Origin of the sequence: Psychrobacter sp. NPDC078409 (assembly GCF_050268505.1) — a bacterium.
Taxonomy (GTDB): Bacteria; Pseudomonadota; Gammaproteobacteria; order Pseudomonadales; family Moraxellaceae; genus Psychrobacter.
On the sequence record NZ_JBNNGW010000002.1, the window covers coordinates 524,645 to 545,627 of the forward strand.

Annotated in this window: 10 protein-coding genes; 5 read left to right on the forward strand and 5 right to left on the reverse strand. The window is 43.5% G+C overall.

Annotation, left to right across the window (positions count from 1 at the left end; translation table 11 throughout):
• Nucleotides 1-11: 11 nt before the first annotated feature.
• The 3 genes from ACQKC9_RS05230 to ACQKC9_RS05240 form a co-directional block, all read right to left on the reverse strand.
• Nucleotides 12-1,454, reverse strand: a complete 1,443-nt coding sequence (locus ACQKC9_RS05230) for a glyceraldehyde-3-phosphate dehydrogenase (RefSeq protein ID WP_427620779.1) — start codon at nt 1,452-1,454, stop codon at nt 12-14.
• Between the two features lie 378 nt (nt 1,455-1,832).
• Nucleotides 1,833-3,065 (reverse strand): lipocalin family protein, encoded by a 1,233-nt coding sequence (locus ACQKC9_RS05235; protein ID WP_427620781.1) that lies wholly within the window; start codon nt 3,063-3,065, stop codon nt 1,833-1,835.
• A 449-nt stretch (nt 3,066-3,514) separates the two neighbouring features.
• Entirely contained in the window at nt 3,515-4,651 is a 1,137-nt protein-coding gene (locus ACQKC9_RS05240) for an NUDIX domain-containing protein (protein WP_427620782.1), read from the reverse strand.
• A gap of 299 nt (nt 4,652-4,950) precedes the next feature.
• On the opposite strand from ACQKC9_RS05240, the gene hemP reads away from it, so the two are divergent.
• Entirely contained in the window at nt 4,951-5,109 is a 159-nt protein-coding gene (gene hemP / locus ACQKC9_RS05245; RefSeq protein ID WP_227672156.1) for a hemin uptake protein HemP, read from the forward strand.
• A gap of 151 nt (nt 5,110-5,260) precedes the next feature.
• Here the strand turns inward: hemP and ACQKC9_RS05250 are convergent, their stop codons facing one another.
• Both ACQKC9_RS05250 and ACQKC9_RS05255 read right to left on the reverse strand, forming a co-directional pair.
• Nucleotides 5,261-10,255 carry a translocation/assembly module TamB domain-containing protein gene (locus ACQKC9_RS05250; protein WP_427620783.1) on the reverse strand — a complete coding sequence of 1,665 codons (4,995 nt, stop codon included), beginning with the start codon at nt 10,253-10,255 and terminating at the stop codon, nt 5,261-5,263.
• Between the two features lie 102 nt (nt 10,256-10,357).
• On the reverse strand, nt 10,358-13,918 hold the full coding sequence (locus tag ACQKC9_RS05255) for a BamA/TamA family outer membrane protein (protein ID WP_427620784.1): 3,561 nt from the start codon (nt 13,916-13,918) through the stop codon (nt 10,358-10,360).
• A gap of 483 nt (nt 13,919-14,401) precedes the next feature.
• On the opposite strand from ACQKC9_RS05255, the gene ACQKC9_RS05260 reads away from it, so the two are divergent.
• The 4 genes from ACQKC9_RS05260 (at nt 14,402) to ACQKC9_RS05275 (ending at nt 20,764) form a co-directional block, all read left to right on the forward strand.
• Entirely contained in the window at nt 14,402-15,733 is a 1,332-nt protein-coding gene (locus ACQKC9_RS05260; RefSeq protein ID WP_427620785.1) for an MFS transporter, read from the forward strand.
• Nucleotides 15,734-15,979: 246 nt separating this feature from the next.
• A complete protein-coding gene (gene coq7, locus ACQKC9_RS05265; RefSeq protein ID WP_201548047.1) occupies nt 15,980-16,624 on the forward strand; it encodes a 2-polyprenyl-3-methyl-6-methoxy-1,4-benzoquinone monooxygenase in 645 nt (214 codons plus the stop codon).
• Nucleotides 16,625-16,860: 236 nt separating this feature from the next.
• Entirely contained in the window at nt 16,861-17,985 is a 1,125-nt protein-coding gene (locus ACQKC9_RS05270) for a hypothetical protein (RefSeq protein ID WP_427620787.1), read from the forward strand.
• Between the two features lie 301 nt (nt 17,986-18,286).
• Entirely contained in the window at nt 18,287-20,764 is a 2,478-nt protein-coding gene (locus ACQKC9_RS05275) for an esterase/lipase family protein (RefSeq protein ID WP_427620788.1), read from the forward strand.
• Nucleotides 20,765-20,983: the final 219 nt, after the last annotated feature.

The window sequence follows — 20,983 nt, forward strand, 5'->3', positions numbered from 1 at the left end:
TATTTAGTAATCTATGCTGGAATCTGAGTGTAGCTGATTCCGGCCATTTGCGTCGCCAAACGCAATACCTGAGTACTATAACCTACTTCGTTGTCATACCAAACATATACGATGGCTTGGTTGTCAGTCAAAATAGTGGCTTGAGCATCAATAATACCCACATGAGTCGTACCAACGAAATCCGTTGATACCGCTTCTGTAGAGTCTGTATAAGCAATCTGCGACTGCCAAGTGCTGCTGTTAGCCATTTTACGCAAGAACTCATTTAACGCATCAGCGCTTGCTGGTGCAGTTTTTAGATTCACGTTCAAGATAGCTAAGCTGACGTTTGGTGTTGGTACACGAATAGCGTTACCCGTTAGCTTACCATTTAATTCTGGCAATGCTTTACCAACAGCTTTTGCAGCGCCAGTACTAGTGATAACCATGTTCATCACAGCACTACGACCACGGCGGTCTGCTTTATGGTAGTTATCAACTAAGTTCTGATCATTGGTAAATGAGTGAATAGTCTCTACATGACCATTTACAATACCGTACTCATCGTTCAGTACATTCAAAGTTGGCGTAATTGCATTGGTCGTACAGCTAGCAGCACTAACAATCGTATCGTCACCAACGGTGTCATTGTTCACGCCATAAACGACGTTTTTGATATCGCCGCCAGCAGGTGCGGTTAGTAGTACTTTTTTCACGCCAGTAGACTGTAAATGTTTGCCAAGGCCTGCTTCGTCTTTCCAAATACCCGTGTTATCGATAACAAGAGCATTATCGATACCATAAGCAGTATAGTCGATTTCGCTTGGGTCTTTGGCATAGACAACTTGTACAAAACGACCATTAACGATCATGCCGTTATTATCATCATCGATACTGATGCCGCCTAAGAATCTACCATGGATTGAGTCACGCTCAAGCAATGAGATGCGCTTAGCCAAGTCGCCAGCAGCAGCTGGACGTACAACGATCGCTTTTAGCTGTAGACCTTTTGCGCTTGAGGCTTGTGACAATAGCAGACGAGTCAAAATACGACCGATACGGCCGAAACCATACAGCACAACATCCGTCGCGCCGTTTACAGCACCAGCGTTGTTGATAGACTGTAGAGCCGTTTGTAAGTCAGTATCATTAGCAATCAGTTGACCAACATCGATACGAGTGGCTTGGATATCAGTGTTTTCTGAGATAACTTTTACCATTGCTAGAGTATCAGCGATATCGATAGCTTTGGCACCATGGTCGCGTAGCGCTACTTTTTGATGTAAAGCAAGTATTTGACCAACTGAGGTAGAGTCTAGCGTTTCGCCAAACAAAGTCACTTGTACGTCTTGCTGGTTATAGAGCTTGTTTAGTAGCCCCATAAGCTCAATCGCTTGTTGCTCTTGATTGTTGTAGTTGTTCAAGTGGTCTTGATGTAATTGGCGTAAGGTATCAGCGTTGCTCACGAGAAACATCCTTATGGTCAGTAATGTATGATCAATAAAATATGAAGAAGTATAAAATAGATAGGTCGTGTATGCTCTAAATGGCGACTCTAATATGATAATCAACCACTATCAATATGGGTCATTGACACTAGAGTATTTGAATCGCCTAGATTTTAGCCTAAAACGCCTCATTTTGCCAGTAGTAACCGATTAGCTAGTGTGCATAATAGGTTTTACTCTCGTATATAGCTCTTATATACAGCTCTTATATATAGCTCTTATATATAGTTCTCATATACAGCTAGTAATAAAAATAAAGGCAGCCACATATGCTGCCTTATCGAGACGTAATAAAATACTAATCGCTATATGGTTTAATTAAAGCAGTAAATTCAGTTACATCTATTATGGTGCTAGATTCACCGTTTGATTACTCTGCGACGTCAATGTAAACTCTTTTAAGTCATAACCTTGCTGCTGAGCAATTTGACGATATTTGGTATACGTTTCCTGACTGATATTTGGCGAGCGTGCTAGTAACCATAAGTATTTTTTATCAGGTGTCCCTACTAGCGCGGTTTTATACTCTGCATCACGTGCCAGCACCCAATAATCAGCACGGCCGACTGGAATCCAGCGAATCCACTTCGGTAAAAACGTCACTTTTAGTTTGCTGCCGCTTTCATCGACTGGCTTAGCCAGACCTTCTGCGACGATACCTGAACCGTCCTCGCTCACACATTTATTAGTAACCGTGATTCCTGAGCCGTCATCTTTTTGAGCATAATTGGCGGTCACATCACCAGCACACTTGCGCTGGAAATACATCGGCAAACGACCAATCTCATACCAAGTACCTGCATAGGTGTTCAGATCTACGCTATCTACAGTAGTTGGCGTGCTTGCAGATTTATGAATAATATCGCTTGGCTTAACCGATAGCACATCAGTCGTGGTCTTCTCGCTCATCGCATCATCAGACATGCCATTAGTTGCCGTGTTATTAGTTGCCATGTTTACTGGCGGCGTGGCCGCATAGGCTGAGAACGCTGCTAACGGTATAATAATCGCTAAGGCAATGCCTGTATGTTTGATAAGTCCATTCATAAATATGCGCTCCGGTATTTCTTTGTAAGATGAATTATTTGTTGATGAATCACTGATTTGCTTAGCGTCGATGGCGTGTTCAGAACTACTGTTTAGATTATCTATTTGATCCTCTAACAGTCCTGACATTAATGGCTCATCTTCATTTAGCTTTTGTGGTTGCTTATTTTGCGCTGACTTATAACCAGATGATTTATAGCCACTAGCCACGTCATGATTGTCCTCATTGCTATTTTTTAGATCTTTGCTTATCTCGTTGTTACTCATAGCTGACTCTTTTGCCCTAGGGCTTTTGTCGGCGCTTTTGTATCCAAAATAGCTGTCTTGCGAAGACGTGTCTTTTGCCAGATGGTGCGAATATTCGCCATTCGAGCTGTCGTGATTATAGCTAGCATCGTTACTAGCTTGGTTTGTCTGTTGCGTATCATCGCCATATTCATTGTCATTGAGCGATTGCTTAGGCTGCTGAAGTTGAGAACCAGCTGCCTGTGAATCAGTCCATGCTGACTCAGGTAACTTATTGGTTTTCATAGGAGTACCATTCTTAAATAGTGATTGTTAAAAACGCTTTATGTACGGCATCTATTTGGTCTCGTTTTCTAAAAGCCATTTGCTTTGGTATAAATTATTCGTGCAAAACTTGACTCTACAAAAGCTTTTTTATTATTGTATTTTGAACATTACTTTTGGTTAGTCACTCGTCTATAGAAATAAGATCAACGTATCGTAGATATGCAATATATATTAAGGACAACTGGACTATTAAAACAGTAGTGCAATGTAGGAAAACGCAACGGTTTGTAAGTAACTATGGGGTTTGAGTGTTGTTTGAACACATCATAACCACACAGTTACTTACTGGATAACTAAGTTAAAAATCAGTTATTTGAACTTACTAAGCTTAATACGCACGTTTAATACGAGTCACATTCAGGCACATGACACCGTAGATTCCCTATAGCTTTCTTGAGTCATGCGAATTATATGAACTGACGAATACCTGCCACACTGATACCGCCATACTGCAATGCTTGATTGAGCATAGCAGGCTCTAGACCACCTAACCCAATAACAGGCATATCAGCTAAATCTGCCAACGCTGACCATGCTTCCCAGCCAAGCGGTACGTCATTAGGATGCGTTTGGGTAGCGAGTACAGGCGATACGAAAGTACCGATTACTGGTGGTAATGCATTCTGTATGCGCATGCTGGCAAGTTTGTTGGCGACTGTTATGCTCGCGATGTCATGACAGCTGACGATGAGCGGACGGTCTTTAGATAACGACTGCGTGAGAGCTGTAGGATTGCCATCCTTATCAAAACACTGCATCAGTGTCGAGTGTGTCAAATGCTTGGCAACTATTCGCTGGCCAGTTTCTGTCTCATTAGCGGTTAGTAATTCCTCAACGTTCAAAGGCTGCTCATTATCATTAGGTAAAATCGCTAAAATATCTGGGCGTGCTGTCATCAGTTGCTCAGCAAGATGCTTAGAATTTGCGTCTTTCAAGCGGATATATACCCATGACTCTGATGCTAACTTTTCTTGATGATACTGTAGCCATGCCGCCGCTGCATCAGTGTGTGTACCGAAATGTGCTAGAGGATAAGTAATCGCTATCTTCGATGGGAGCTTCAACCACTCAAGGATTGTCTTGTTAGCAGCGGGCAAATGATACGCTCCTGCCAAAAGCTGTAATTTGGTCACCCAAGTTAATGCCTGCCCTTCTAAACCCTGCTCACGGTGTTTATGATGCTCGTACTGCTCTGCTGTCAGCTCAATCTTATAAACCTGTAAGCTGACCTGCTTGTCGCCATAATCATGATGCAAACGCCCAAGCTTAACGATAGTATTATTATCAAGCAGGATACCCGTCTCTTCAGCTACCTCTCTTATCAACGCCTGCGCTGCTGACTCATTTGTTTCTATCTTTCCGCCGACGAACTCGTAACGATTTCCTTGATGCTGCGTAGCATCTCGAAACCCAAGCAAATACTGATCTTTATAATGAATGACAGCCACTGCAACATTGATAATGCTAGGTTTGTTAGTTTTCGCCTTACTATTTGTTTTACTGTCCGGCTTCGTCTCTGATTGTTGATTTGACCCGTTCAACATACTTATATCCTTTGTTTCGGTATTTACTCTGACTATTTTTGATAATTTAATAGTTTTTATAGGCTAAATGATTTATTTAAATTTACCACCTAACTCATTAATTCATATAGATAAAAAACTCATTCGAGATATTTTATGACAGCGAACTTAGATAAGTTTACATAATAACTGCATTTTATTTTATCAATTGCCTTGCAAATTTATCAAATCTAAATGATAATTATTATCGTTAAAAACAATTACGCTATGGTTAGCCAATTTTATAAGCCACTTTTTTTCAAAAGGAATTTACTATGAGCATGGTCATCTCTCGTTATTTAAACTGTCGTGAAAACCGTTTACCTACTCTGCAATCACAACACCTATTTGCATTGACTAAAGAGGTACGTATCGAGCATGAAGGCGAAGAGTATCGACTACGCCTAACTCGCAACAATCGCTTGATTCTAACCAAGTAACGTCTATTTCAATAGTATCTGTTTCAATACTTCTATAAAAAAACGCCTTCATTATGAGGCGTTTTTTTATAGGTTCTACAACTTAAAAATAATTTCAAAAGCGCTCTCAGCTGACATCAATTAGAAAGCCGTCATCTTCTGAATGAACGATTTAAAACTGCCAACTATAGACCACATCTACTGCATTTTCAGCTGCTGAGCTTGCTTCCACATAGATACGGCGTGTCAATTGATAACGAACAGAAAGACTGTTTTGCGCATTGAAAACACCCACACCATATCGAATGTACAAATCAGGCGTTACGTACCCTGTGACGTTGACATTAGTGTCTTCGCTACTACCTGAGGCATCGACTGTCAGACTCTGCAAACCAAAAGCTTGCCCGATTTGATTAGTCAGGCTACGAGTGCCACTCAAACCGAAGCTCAGTCCAGCGGCTGCCAAATTATTGGTCACTTGCGATTTAAACCCTTGTTCACTGATTTGCGTTGCGCTCTTGTTATCGATGCGACCTGTCACCAACGCGTTCATTGCTTGTTGCTGGGTCAATCCTGCATTGTTAAAGACGATAATATTGGGGCTTTCAGTCGTCCCCTTGACACGCAGACCGACCGTTTTACCATTAATCGTTTTGGCCGCTTCAATACTCAAGTTCGGCTTCATCACATCACCATTGAAACGAACTTGACCATAATTTAGCTCTAGGCTCTGTCCAAAGGCATTGATATTGGTACGGCGTGAGACCTGTACAACACCTCTGGCACGCATGATACCTGTGCCATTCTGAGTCAAATTAATCGCACCTGCCAATGGAATGACAGCGCCAAAACCACGGAAATTGATATCATCGCCCAAATCAACACCGATATCCGCATTGATTGACCAAGGTTTTGAGATAGCCAGTACTTCATCGATATTACCAATCAAACGACGATCTAGTACGACTGCATCTTCGGTTTGAGTGATGATATCTTCGCTGGCTTCAGGCGGACGAATGGTCGCAGACGGCACACTGATCGCCCCTTTTATATCAACATAACGGTCGCCTGGGCGCACAATGATATCGATATCAGGATCAATTTCAGCAACCAGTAGTGGCGGCTGAGTGATGACTAGGCCTTCACCGACAATACTCAACTTGGCCTGCAGTTTTTGCTGCCAATTGACTGTCCCTGACAATTCGCCTTCACCTGTACCACTATTGAATGTGCCATCAATGGTCGCTTGTGTGCCGCGGATTTTGGCTGCCACATTTACTTTGGACAGATTCACTGGCAAATCAAGCATGGCTATACGGCCATCAGAGAGTTTTACATCGCCATAGAACTGCGGTTTGGTTAAGGTACCACCTAGGCCACCTGCCATTGTGACGTTACCTCTTAGGACGCGCATACCAGGGAAGAAAGGCTTAAATATCGCAAGATCAAGCTCGTTCAGCACCAGTGCACCAGAAATTGGTTTAGGGTCTTTATAAGGATCGACGATCACCTCAGCATAGCCACGCGCACCGCGTCCAGTATTGATATCGGTACGCAGTTTGATACCCTCAGGCACAGACAAAGCAATGAGAGACACACGCTTGTATGGCAAGGTCATTGATGTGCTTTCGCCATCTTGAGCGAGGCCTATCTTGCCGTTATCTGAGTATAGCGTGGTATTAATGGTTGGCGGACGACCACGTTGCCACCCAACGATTGCTTTACCATTAATCTTGCCATTCCAGTCAATATCTTCTGGCAAGAACACTGAGAATAACGATGTATCTAAATTCTGCAACGCTACATTGACTTCACCTTGGTCTGGCGATGCCACTAGTTTTTCTCGTAGACAGAGCTTGCCAGTTTGATCCGTGGCCTGCCAACAGTGAGCGGCAAGCTGTACTTTTAGATCACGGTTCTCACCACCCTGATTGTAAGGTAAATTCACAATCAGCTGTGCAGGTTGCAATTGATTCAAAGTCGCATATTTAGATTTGATGCGGCCTTTTCCAATGACACCTGACCAGCTTAGCCTATCTCGATCAAAACCACCTTTTAGCCTAGCGCCGACATCGAGTTGCTTATTGGCCACATTGAGATCGACCACATGAGACTTTTCGGTCCCATTAAAAGACGCTTTAACACTATCGAAACTTTGACCAGCAGCATCTAGACCTTCAGCCGTCACAATTAGCTGACTTGGGCTATTGGCTAAGTTAACTAGCTTGCCGCGTACACGACCTTGACGCAATATAAAGCCAGGTAGCGCGAGTCGCTCACCGACCAAATCAATATAAATAGTAGGCAGTGCTTGTCCAGCCGGTTGAGACAGCGTGGCACCGCCAGTGACTTTACCAGCCAGTTGGCTAGACAGCTGATCTAGACTGGTGATGTTAATTTTGGTTTGTAGCTGTTTGGCATTGCCGTTAGCCGTGACATAGTTGTCACCCCAACGCAGTACCAGATTATTAGCATTTAGGCTATCAATCAAAGCATTTACTTGCTTATACTGTGCTTGGGCATCTTGGGTCTGAAGTTGTTTGAAGTAACTTGCTAAATCTTTGGGCAAACGCATTTTCGCCGATAGGCTGCCTTTGGCACTCAGTTGCTGCCCTTTTAGCATGCCATTCAGATTGACTTGTTTAATATTGATGATTTGCTGCGTGTCACTCCATCGGCCATCTGTATCAATCGTACCAGTGATAAGGCTTGGGGTATCTTTTAGGAAATAGCCAATGTTAAAACGATCCATCACTGCCTTGATATCCCACGCAACGCCTTGACGCACATCAACGGTACCGCTGGCATCAATACTACCTGCCGCACCCACATGACGGAAACGATTGATACGGATCAGCTGACTGTCACCACTGGCTTCTATATTCAGCTTACCTGCTGGCAATTGCTCGGCATCCAATATGCCGTTGAAATTTACGGCAAAGCGCTGCAAAGTACCTGCAGTATTTTTGCTGTTCTTTGGTGCATTTTGCCATTCGCCACTGGTTTTTAAATCGCCTGTGATTATCGCTGGATTATTGGGTAAGAAATAACCCAAATTGAACTGGTCAAAATGACCATCTATATTCCAGCCGATATTTTTACGTAAGTCGATGACCCCTTTCGCATCAACTGCGCCCGCTTCACCCTTATAGTTCAGCTTACGAATACTAATCAGCTTTGGCGTACCCGCAGCATCGATAGACAGACGACCTTGTGGTACATCTGCCGTATCAATCCGACCATCAAAACGCGCATCGAACACCGACAGCTCACCACCTACGATATCGACACTGGCATCGCCAGCACCAGTAATACCGATAGCACGATCTGCTTGCGTCGCATCGAGCTGCGCTTGCATATCGGTATTGTTTAAAGTAATCACATGACGCTGTCCGCTGACACCTTTTTTGGTGATATTTAGCAGTCGACCACGCGCACTTATACTACCTGTTAAGCGCTCAAGCGGTAGATCGCTACGATATTTCTTAGGGAGTAAACCTTTGGTACTGGCATCAATCTGCCATGTCAGTGGACGCTGTTTGCTCGCTAACTGAATCTGTCCTGTGCCGGACAAGTCTCCTACTATGCCGTTATAATTAAGACGATTGATATCTATAACATCACCAGCCTTACGTATACGTAGATCATAGTTACCCTTGGGAGCAGCATTTAGTTCATTGATAACGGCATTGGCATCGACTGATAGGGTCGAACCACGAACAATGACGTCCGCCTGCCCACTAGGACTGTCGATATTGCCAATATTGGGTACGTTGCGGCGGGTTAAGTTTTTCCAGTTAGCATCAATATACCAAGGCGCGACTTGCTTAGATTTAGCAGAAGTTTTACCACGGACCATATTGGCATTGATATGCTCACCATCACGCTGACGCAAATCTGCATCAATTTGCGTGTTACCAGTGGCATTCTGCTGCTGATAACGCAATGACAACCTACCGTTAAGGGTTTGCGGCGCATAAGCTTTAAAGTCAATATATTCATCCGGAATAGCTTGGCGAATATCAAAGTTGCTACCCGTCGCACGCACTGTGGCCTCAAAGCTGTTTTTCCAATCTAAAATACCTTGTAACGCCAAACGTCCCGCTGGCACGTCAGCATCTAGGCGATCTATACGTAGCTGACTGTTGGCGATAACGGCGCGGCCTTGGTAATGACCTGATGGAATGTCTTTGGCCGTCAATTCAGTATTGATACGCAGCCGTATCTCAGAGATGACACCAGAAGCTGTGGCTGTACCGCTTTGTAGGCGAATATTTTGGCTATCAGCGTAAGGGATAAGAATATCATCCCACTGTAGTTTTGCATCGAACGGCGCACCCGCATCCAACCCCTGTACTACAAAGTCGCCTTTCACATCGCTATCGTTATAACGACTGCGTACTTTACCGACAGTACGTTTGAGCGTTCCCGTTGCAGAGATATTCAATGGGTCGATATAGGCTTTTTCAAGGGCGCTGACTTCCGCAATCGCACTCAAATCTAGTGGATAATCACCCTGTAGGTCGATCTCTCCTTGTAAGGCACTGACTTTCACGATATCAGCATACTGCAAATCACCACGGCCAACAGTCACCGTGCTACCTACCCACGTCAGGTCACGCGCCGTAATATCTTGAATAACGATAGGATCTTTGGTTACTTGCTTATAAGTAATTTTCTTAATTTTTGCTTGATCAAAACGCAAGTTTACTGGCAACTTTAAAGTTTTATAATCAAACGGTTCACCAGTAGGCGGTTTTTTATTGATAATCTCTATGGTCTGGATGTCTGCATCACTTAAATGCACTTCTTTTGCAAATACTGCACGCCAGCCTATTTTCACATAGGCTTTATCTACCAATATCTCAAGATCTTCAGTCGCTTCAATATCGATATCAGTGACCCAAATACCATCGCGCAGGTTACCGCGTCCATATTTAAAATCAATACCTGTTTCGACACTGATTTTTTCTAATATAAACTTCGTACCAGCGTCAGTCCCAGCCGCATAAAAGAATATGGCAAACATGATCGCCAGTACGATGAGCACCAATACCAGTAGTTTGAGCAGAAATGACAACGGATACCAACGCCTAACGGCACGGGCATCACGCTGTGCTGGATCTTCATCTGGAGCATTATTAGGCGGGGTATTTTCTGTCAGCATGACACTCAACTACGTTAAAAAATGAAGACCAGCAATCGGTACGATAAGTGATAATTAGAACATTTGGAGCTACTAAACAGTTGGAACTACTACATTGAGCGATTATAACGGTGAACCAATAAAGAAGTGCAGTCGTACAGGAATGCTTTCCTCTGTCACGCCAGCAGCCACATCGACACGCACCATTCCTACAGGCGATGCCCAGCGGATACCGACACCGACACCGACTTTTGTCTCAGTATCAAAATCTTTGTCATAGGCATTACCGACATCAGTGAAGAATGCACCACGGAAACCTGGTTTAAATTCATAGTTATACTCAGCACTACCGACCGCTAGTACCTGCCCGCCCGTTAGATAGCCTTTATCTAATGGTGACAAGCTCTCGTAATCATAACCGCGGATACTCTGATCGCCACCTGCAAAGAAACGCAGTTTATAAGGCACATCGTAAAAATCATCGGCCCAAATATAACCGGCATTAGCACTACCTAATACTTGATGCTTTTTGTCTTCGCCAAAGCTATAGATACCACTAACGCCTGCGCGAATAATCGCCATATCGGTATCACTGAATGCGCTATCAGTGCCAGCCTCGATTGAGTAGTACTGGCGCATGCCCTGCGTTGGGTTAGTAGCGTTATCAGTATCTGTTTTATTCATACCATAGCCAAACAATAGCGCACGCTGTTTCGGACTTGAAGAGGTAAAGCGGATAGGCAAATCATCTAATGCTGCCCCATCAACCCCCGTCTCAAGCTCATCCAAGCGGTAACGCACAGAGTAGCTACGGTTCCAACCAGTGTCACTACGGATATTGCGTGCCAAGGCCGCTTTTAGTGTCGTGGTTGATAGATCAAAGTTGCCTTCACCTTGGTCAATCACTTCCTCTTCATAAGTAAGACGCCCATCTAGCTTATCATTGAGCGGATGATTCCATGGTCGACTGGCATACACAGCCACATTTTTGCTGATTCTCGACACTTCTGTTTCTGCACCTGCTTGATAGCCTTGGCGATTGAGCAAGTTATAGTCAATTTTTGCGGTGGCGCGAACGCCTGTATCTGTTCCATAACCCAGACCAACTTGAGCATCACGTGGTTTATCCGCGTATACAAACACATATAAAGGTATTTTTTTGCTTTCTGCAACGTCTTGCGGCGTTTTACGTCCTGCTAGCGTTGGCGGTACAAAGTTTTCATCAGCGATCAGACTCTTTTCATCGGGGAATATCTTTTGTGCGACATTACTGATTGAGTCACTGATTTTGCCCAATAGGTTATCAGCTTCCTGATCTTTTTCATCGAGCACACGATCATTTGGCAAACGGCTCAGTCGTTCTGCTTTTTGTCTGATGGCTTGCAGCTTATCAAGGGTGGCTTCATCAGCTTCAAAATCAATCGCAGCGATATCCGCTTCATTGACCGTCTCGCCGCTGTTAGCACTCAGAGCATTATCACTCTCTGCGCCTATGTCGCTATTATCATTGACCGTATCTTCTTTGCTAGCAGTTACATTTGAGGCAGCTGCGCCATCATTGCTACTCAGATCTGCAATGCCATCATTGTCTACATTGTTAATGTCGTCATCTAGTGTGCCGTTACCTTCGGTAGCAGCATTGTCAAACGCTAAGGTACCAGCTTCACTACTATCAGTTGGTGGTAGTATCGACTCGACGTTGACCGTATTAAAGTAACGAGTTGCCGATAAGTCATTACTAAACTTAGTGACTGCTGGACGATAAAACGGCTCGCCCGGCGTAAAGCCATAGAGCTGTTGTAATAATGAAAGCTCTACTGGTAGCTTGTCGGGGTCTTGGGTCAGCGTATTGGTTTCTTTGTCGTAGGTAAAAAACACCACATCATCAAACTCGTAACGATCACCCGTGTTATAAACCAACGAGACATCTGCTTTATTGTCCGGCAAGATGATATCAACGGATTTGTTCAGCCAATACTGGTCAAAGTAGCCGTAGGTATTACTCAAAGACTCTAAAGCCGCTTTACTGCTCTTATAGACGCGGTGATTAAAGATATCGCCTTCTTGCGGCGGCAAGTCTGCCTCAAGCATGGCAAATTCTTCTTGCTCACTGCCCTCACCGCGAATCTCAATAATACGGCTATCTACCAGTACTGGCTCGCCTAGTTCTTCAATCACAACATTGACTGTGTCACGGTCAGGTTGGGTCAGACGCAGCTCAACCTCGTAGTAACCAACGGCTTTAGCAGCATTCTGTGCCGTCTCACGCAAACGTGGCAATGCCGCAGTAAAGTCAATAACCGACTGAACGGAAGTGTCATCCAGTGCTGCTTTGATGTTTTTCATCGGCTGAATATCATTGTCAGCCTCAATCAACTGAGCCTTACCGTTAGGAGAATCTTCAGCGGATACTTGCTCTAGATAAATAGTGGTTTCTACATTTGGCAAAGCCACCACGCCACCGTCGTTAAAAAAGCGATTGTACAGACGCGTCACGATATTACCTCTATTGCGCGCGCGTGGCCGTGGTCTATTGGCTTGTTCGATACTTTGATCAACGGCCTGAGTATCATTCTGATAATCTGGTAGATAGTCATTCGGATTGATAATATCTGTTGTCGTACCTTCTACATTGGCAGGCACATTCGTGCCAGCTATCACCTCATCACTACTATCATCAGTCGTCAGGCCACTTTCATTCTTAACAATAGCTTCAGTGCTAACAACATCTTCATTGCTCACAGCACCACTCACCTCAATCGGACGTGACATCCCTTCAGCTGTACTCGCCTGTTCTTGCGTTGTTTCACTTCTACCCAACGTATCAAGGTTGTTAGGTGCTGGCAAGTTTGTTGCATCTAGCTCTGTATCTAGACCAATTGGCGATATTGTGTCATCTAACGTAGCGATTGGCGCATCAAAATCACTGTCATTATTGCTAATATTGATACTATCAATGTCTTGAGCGTTCTGCGCATCCATTGCAGCTAGCTCACGATCGATCTGCTCAGGCGTCATCATTTGATAGCCTTGCTGCTGAATCTCGGTTGCTTGTTGCAACAGGTCATCATTAGCATAGTTTGACTGAGCATTATTGGGATTATATGAATTGCTTGGACTCTCAGGGAAACTCTCTAGATCTTGAGAGTTGTTGTTTTGAGAAGTTGCGTTTTGAGCATTGGCATTTTGCGTCGTCGAGTTTTTAGATACTGACTTTGTCGAGTTAGGTTTCTTAATGCCCAAGCTCTGCTCGCTATAGTCGTCCAATACTGACTGATCGATGATGCCTTGTTCCACTGCTTTTTTCAGACGAAGCGCATCTAGAGCCATATCTAGCTGAGTATCGTCATCTGACAATGTAGCTGATTGCTTGATAGATGCTTGATCATTTGCACTTTGACTATTGTTAGTCTGGTTACTAAGCGTTTGATTACCGTCAGTTTGGTCAGCAGCAGATGAGTTAGTGATAGCGGTATTGTTTGCATTATTGATGGTATCTGCCATTGCCGCAGGTGCCATACCGAACAAACTGGTCGCAAGCGCAGTGCACAATGCAGAGCGTCTGAAATTTTTGCGCGGCGCTGCTGGATATGTACTTGGATTATTACTATCGTTTTGGATTATGGCTGTGTCACGCTGCATCATTAGACCCTTGCATGCTCGAGTTGAAGGCTGCTTTATCATCTTTACGTCCTATCAGCTCACGCGGCACAATCTTATCAACGATAACGATCGTCAAGTCTGACCGGTGAATAAACTTATAGCAGTTATCTGCAATTAATGGTTTACTACTTTAATTTTATGACTGGTTATCTATAGTGTCGGCTTTAGCACTGTATGTCTATCGCCTTGTAGGTCTACTAGCTTAGAGAAGGCTACTAGCTTATAAATAGCATTGATGGGTAGTAGCCTTTGTTTTCACTACTATTTATACCCTAAAACACAATCACATAAAATTTATAAATCATAACTTAGTTAAATATCGAATCATAGCATTGACTGCATGTATTTTCACCGAAGCCTTGCTATTATACGGCTTAATATTGATAAAACCTATGCTATATCTTGATATAGTTTTTAATAAAATTTACGATTATTATCATAAAAAAATTGTCGTTCAGCGCCGCTATTTTCTCTATCAGTCGCGATTTATCTGTAGGAATGTCCATGTCCAACCAGTTTCAGTTATTCAAGCGCCGTCGTTTTAGCGCTATGTTTTTCACCCAGTTTTTGGGCGCATTCAATGACAATATTTTTAAGCAGGCGCTCATACTGGTGCTGACTTATACTGCCGCCAGTAAATTGGGGGTAGAGGTCAGCATCCTTAATAACTTGGCCGCCATGTTATTCATCCTACCCTACTTTTTGTTTTCTGCTTTGGCAGGACAGATTGCTGATAAGTATGAAAAATCAAAGCTCACGCAGTTTATCAAACTCCTTGAGCTAGTCATTATGGCAGTTGCTGCGGTCGGCTTTGTCTTTGAATGGTATGCACTGCTATTTGTCGCGTTGTTTTTGATGGGTACACATTCGACTTTCTTTGGACCGATCAAATACGCTTATCTGCCGCAAGCGATGAAAGAAGATGAACTGGTCGGCGCCAACGGCCTTTTTCAGATGGGTACTTCGCTGGCTATTTTGGTCGGGATGATTGTCGCTGGTATTTTGACTCAGCTATCACAATCCCTGTATTGGATTAGTGCCACGGTGTTGGTTGTCGCTGTTTTGGGATATTTAGCCGCACGCTATATCCCTACTATGCCAGCGATGCAGCCTGACCTGAAGATTAACTGGAATATTATTACGACTAGCTTAGCCACGGTACGTTACTTATACTCCTTGCCTTTTTTGTTCTTTATCATTCTTGGTAACAGCTGGTTTTGGTTTTATGGGGCGACGTTTTTGACCCAAGTGCCAGAGTTCAGCAAGGTGATTTTGCTTGGTGATGAGTCAGTCGTTATTTTCTTACTCACATTGTTTTCTGTTGGCGTGTCGATCGGTTCGGTGCTGTGCAAAACATTGACCAAAAACAAAGTCAGCTTGCGTCTATTGCCTTTTGGTATTGCTGGATTAAGTATCTTTGCTATTGATTTGTATTTTTCACTTTCAGGTTTAGATATAAATGTGAATAATGACACATTACTTGGCATCGGTGATTTGTTTAATATAAGTGGTAGCTGGCGTGTCTTCGCGGATTTATTCTTATTAGGGTTCAGCGGTGGTTTGTATATCGTACCGCTATATGCTTCTATGCAAGCCTACGCACCTAAGAGTCATCGAGCACGCATCGTAGGTGCGAATAATATTTTTAATGCGATATTTATGGTTACCTCAGCGATTTTTGCGATTGTTATCTTAAATGTTTTAGGGTTTACGCTACCGCAGCTATTCTTGGTAACAGGACTATTGAATATATTGTTTGGTGCATTTTTATACATCAAACTCAATAAACATATTAAGCACGCCGTTATCCAAACTAACGATGGTATAGCACCGTAAATATGGTTAACGCCGTAAATAAGTTTGGCTCCATAGATGTAGTCTAATGTTGGGCTGATGACTTCGTTACTCTTATCGCTATAGCAACCTACGAACTATCTATAAGTTATTTATGGGCTACCTAGACAGTAATATTCGAGCCGATAATTTGGATTGTTTGTTATAGTAATACGCATCATGCCGTTGCTTTTAGACGGTAACATACTTTATTTTATTGACAGTTTTTAACACCATCAGGAGTGAGTTATGACCCTGCGTCCTTTATCTAAAATTGACCAGTTGTTACTTGGGGTCGATAAGGCATTACGAGCTGTCGTGCCCCATTCCAATCCAAGCACGCGTCCGTTGCCCGTCAGTAGCGATGAGATTCCTGAGCTGACCATCACAGAGGCGCGGCACGTTTCAGGTCTTATGCGTATCAATCATACAGGTGAAGTATGTGCGCAAGGTCTATACCATGGCCAAGCATTTGCCGCAAAAGACACTGGTGTCAAACAAGCCATGCAACAATCGGCCGAAGAAGAAGTCGATCATTTGGTCTGGTGCGAGACTCGTCTAAGCGAACTTGGTAGCCATGCCAGCGTATTTACGCCGCTTTGGTACGGTATGTCTTTTGGACTCGGTGCAGTCGCAGGCGCGATCTCAAATGAGTTTAGCTTAGGGTTTGTAGCAGAAACAGAAGCGCAGGTCAGCGAGCATCTACAGGATCATATCAAGCAATTACCTGAACATGATCAGCGCTCAAAAGAAATATTGGCACAAATGGATAAAGAGGAGCTGCATCATCGCGAGCTAGCACTTGCAAGCGGCGGCGCTGCTTTGTCTCCAGCAGTACGTCGGACCATGCGATGGATGGCAAATCGTATGAAAGATACCGCTTATCATTTATAGCTTATGGTTACAGGTACTGTGGTTAGCTGCTGTTATCGATTTTCTTACTAATTAATAGCGGCACAGATTTACGTAGGTTTGCTTAATTCTAGTGATTAACAATCCTACCACAGATAGCGTAAAGCTTAATTTGCTACGGTATTAAAAATTTGTACGATTTTGCAGCAATGCGCTATTTATATTACCGTCCAATCAATGAATAACAACCAAATAAATTAAACAAGGTAACGATTTTTATGAAAGCGATTCTCTCTAGTAGCCACTCTATTAAGTCACCGAAGTTTGCAACGTTGACCGTCATGGCTGCAACCTGTGCCATGCTGTTATCTGCACCTGTCAATGCAGCAGAAACTGATGCTACCGCAACGGCTGTACCTAGTGCGATGGATTCAAGCAAACGTGTGATTCGTCTTGCTCGTCCTAATGCAGCTATCAGTCCTGCTCAAGCCAACACCGCACAAACAAGCTTGCCAGCAACACCTGCCAGCAACAGCCAGCCGACTAATGCGCAAACAACTAACATGCAACTAAGCGGCACTCTGCAAAACAATGCATCTGTTAGTACTGCTCAACCTCAAACACCACAAATGATGTCGCCTGCTGCTGCACCTGTCATGAACGGCACTACTCGTGTCTATGAGCCTGGTCCAATGACAGCCACCGGTATCGACTTGCGTAGCGGACAACTTCCGAATATTCCTACACCGCGAGTACAGCTCTCAGACATGAGCTTTGTGAAAACTGTACTGATTCCACAACAAAAAGGGCTAGGTACTGATAAGCTTGATGTTAGCTTATTAGACGATTTCATCGCTGACGTATCCCCTAACGCACGTCACTATCCACCAAACTTCCCTAATCGCTCACAGCGTCATTACACACGTGAAAAAATCAAAGTATTGGCTGATTGGATCGAACCGTACGCCAAGTCGCCAGATGCGTCTTTTGATGTGTTGCTTCGTGCCGCTAAGCTAAACGGTATGGGTCGTAATCTAGATTTGGGTTCAGACTACACGGTACGTGGTGGTCAGTATGTCGATCGCGCTATCAAGCTGCAACCTGATAGTGGTGAGGCTAACTTCCTATACGGCATGATGCTATCAGAAGGTGGCGGGTTCAAAGAAGGTCAAAAGTATCTAGACCGAGCTGTCGCTTTAGGATACACCGAAGCAGAACAAAGCTTGGCACAGTCAGATCTACTCAGTGACCGCCGTGCTAATGCGTTAGAGCGTCTACGTCGTCTTGAAGGGCAATACCCTAACAATACTGTTATTCCTCAACAAATCAAACTCGTTGAAGAAGGCAAATTCTATATTTGGGATATCCCTGCTCCTGACATCAGTGTAAAACCAGGTGCATAGAAATGCTGTACTTGTTGAGACTAGCTGCTACTGAGGGTTTGATTTATAAAATATTTGTTTAATAAGACCCTCAATAGATAAAATTTTTAATAAGTAATCTAAGTTTCAAATACCAAGCGCTTTTGTTTTATATCTATGAGGCAAAAGCGCTTTTTTTTGACTAGCAGAAAACCATTCGTTTTAAAACTCGCTTTTGTAGAATTGCAAATAAATAGTCTAACGTCAAAAGTTGCGCTACACTCATTATCAATTGCTACCTTCATTACTCATCTCTCATAACTACCGTTTATTGGACTGACTTATGACTTTCGCTGGCTTTGGCAAACAGACAATAGTGCATACTAATAAAAAAACTCTGCCCATTACGTCACTTATGCTTTTGGCGGCAGCAGTATTGCTACCAGCGTGTAGTACGGTGACGGTCGATAAACAAGCCTCTGCTAAGACCATCTCAGCGCAGCGTGGCAATATCGTCACTGATAACGCGCTAAGTAGCGATACAGCATCTGCTTTGCTGTCAGCAGGACTGAATGAGCAAGCCTGTATGCAGCAATTTGACTTATGCTTGACTCAGCTCTCTGATAGTATGCTTAACAGGCACTATCGGCCTGCCTTAGCTATTTTTGCAGAACTGCACTATGCAAAAGCGCGTCAACTATCTGATTCAAAAAACTGTCGTAATGCGCTTGCACGCCCGCCACTTGATCCGTATTACGCCAATGCGCCCTTAAGTGATGATGACGCAAAAACACAGCAAGAAGAGACCGACCTGTGCTTAACCGATTATCAAGCAAGGTTGTTTGATGCCGTCAAATACAGCTATACCTACCTATTTTATGACAGCTTAACCCATGACTTTGAAGGTGCAGAGCAAAATAGCAATAGCCATCGTGCGCAAAACCGTATTCCAAATGACAATGACATTCAGACCCAAGATATTTATAACGCTGCTAGCAATGACGTTATTACTCAAATCTATCAATCAACTGAAAATGCCAATAAGTTGATGGGTGATACAACAGTAGAGTATTTGCCAATAACCTCTACCAAGCGTGATAACACGGATGAAGCAGCGATTGCCAATCGACCACCACTAAAGGGCAAAGCAACAGACCAAGTTAAAGTCATGAAAGTGACCGTAAATGACTACAATCTTGATATTTATTTGCCCAACGAAAACAACTATCTGCAAAATGCTCATAAACAAACTTCCGCTTTGGCAGACTTATCATCCACTTATGAGCTGCGGCTCTCCGGTCTCAATTCCGTGAGTAAGCGTCCTGGTTTGGGCATCAGTTTGGTAGCATCGTTGGATGATCGCTATACAACCACAATCCGTCAATTATTGGTCGCCTCCTTATCTGGTCGTCTAACAAATGAGGATAAAAATACGGACGACAGCGAGCCAAGCTCACGTATTTATCCGACGGGACATCTTTTACTAACTGGATTGATTAAGCCAGATGGCAATAGCGTATTAGATGCGCTAGGCAGTCGTAAGCTTGATATTCATTTATACAACCCGTACCAAACCGAATCCGTTAATATTCTCAATAATGACTACCCACTGGCAGCCAACTTTTCGGCGGGATATGGTTTATGGTTATCAGAGAACCAGTTAGATGGTGTGGGTTATTTAAACTTGATTACTCGCCAACCAGATGCTCAGCTGCCCAAACTCTTCATGCTTGAACCTTATGATCCTGATAAACGCGTGTTGATTATGTTGCACGGGCTAGCTTCTAGTCCGGCCACATGGGTCAATCTGACCAACGATATTCTTAATGATGACAAGCTGCGTGATAATTACCAAGTTTGGCAAATATTCTATCCAACCAATCTGCCTATTTTAGAAAATCGCTACCAGATCCAGCAGTTAATCAACAGCACCTACCAGCAGACTGATCCCAATGGACAAAATCGTGCCAGTCAAAACAGTGTGATTATCAGTCATAGTATGGGTGCCATTATCGCTCGTATGATGCTATCTGATGAAAACTTAGTCGATGATTTAGATAAGCTTAATGACAAAGATATCCTCTCTAGCAATGAAAAGCAGCAAATCCGTAACGCGCTCAAGACTTCTTTTGGCGAAGATGAGTTAAAAGAACGATTTGAGCTACAGGCATTGCCGCAAGTAGACACCGCTGTTTTTCTATCTGCACCTTTCCGTGGTACCGATTATGCAGATCGCTGGTTCACCCGTGCGCTACGCCGCATCGTTTACTTACCTGTAGGTTTGGTCAAGACATTCACGGATAACTTAGCAACCATTGCCACACAAGGCGACTTGGCGCAAAACCCACTGGGCGCGTTATATTTGCAGAACGGTGCTAGCCAGTTAAGTGACAAGTCTTCTTTTATAGAGTTAACCAAAGACATCACTATGAATGAGCGTATCACTTACCATTCAATCATTGCCAATAACGATGCCGATATCACTAAAGGACTGGCACAAACACAACCAAATGGTGCCAAGATTGATTTGTCTCAAGCGGTAGAAGACAACTCTGGAAATGAAACGGCGAGCGTTGATGTGAGTAATAATACTGAGACATCACAGCTACCACCCGAGCCGCTTGTTGCTGCTGTGACAGTCAATGATGATATCAGTCAGGCACTGACCGAGCGTTTGTCAGATGGTATTGTTCCTTACAACAGTGCCCATCTCAATGGTGCCGCGTCTGAAACTATTATCAATGGCGGTCATAGTATTCAGACCAATCCGCAGACCATTTTGACGTTGCGAAGAATTTTGCATAAGCAGCTACAAGAATGATGTAGATTTTTGTTATTTCACGAGGTTTTTGACATATAAATCGTAACCTTTAAACATCAGTCATAGCTTTCAGATATGCAGTATGTTCACGCATACTGCTTTGTTTTTAATAATATTAATTTTATTTTTCAATGTTTGAATTATGTTATTTTGGTGACTCTGAGGTCTGCAACAGACAGACTGGGTTGCTTGCGTGTATATCTAGGTGAGCGCATAATA

What these genes read in the sequence shown, in the direction of transcription:
- ACQKC9_RS05230 (WP_427620779.1), bottom strand. Translation starts at nt 1,454, where the DNA reads ATGTTTCTCGTGAGCAACGCTGATACCTTACGCCAATTACATCAAGAC.
- ACQKC9_RS05235 (WP_427620781.1), bottom strand. Translation starts at nt 3,065, where the DNA reads ATGAAAACCAATAAGTTACCTGAGTCAGCATGGACTGATTCACAGGCA.
- ACQKC9_RS05240 (WP_427620782.1), bottom strand. Translation starts at nt 4,651, where the DNA reads ATGTTGAACGGGTCAAATCAACAATCAGAGACGAAGCCGGACAGTAAA.
- hemP (WP_227672156.1), top strand. Translation starts at nt 4,951, where the DNA reads ATGGTCATCTCTCGTTATTTAAACTGTCGTGAAAACCGTTTACCTACT.
- ACQKC9_RS05250 (WP_427620783.1), bottom strand. Translation starts at nt 10,255, where the DNA reads ATGCTGACAGAAAATACCCCGCCTAATAATGCTCCAGATGAAGATCCA.
- ACQKC9_RS05255 (WP_427620784.1), bottom strand. Translation starts at nt 13,918, where the DNA reads ATGATAAAGCAGCCTTCAACTCGAGCATGCAAGGGTCTAATGATGCAG.
- ACQKC9_RS05260 (WP_427620785.1), top strand. Translation starts at nt 14,402, where the DNA reads ATGTCCAACCAGTTTCAGTTATTCAAGCGCCGTCGTTTTAGCGCTATG.
- coq7 (WP_201548047.1), top strand. Translation starts at nt 15,980, where the DNA reads ATGACCCTGCGTCCTTTATCTAAAATTGACCAGTTGTTACTTGGGGTC.
- ACQKC9_RS05270 (WP_427620787.1), top strand. Translation starts at nt 16,861, where the DNA reads ATGAAAGCGATTCTCTCTAGTAGCCACTCTATTAAGTCACCGAAGTTT.
- ACQKC9_RS05275 (WP_427620788.1), top strand. Translation starts at nt 18,287, where the DNA reads ATGACTTTCGCTGGCTTTGGCAAACAGACAATAGTGCATACTAATAAA.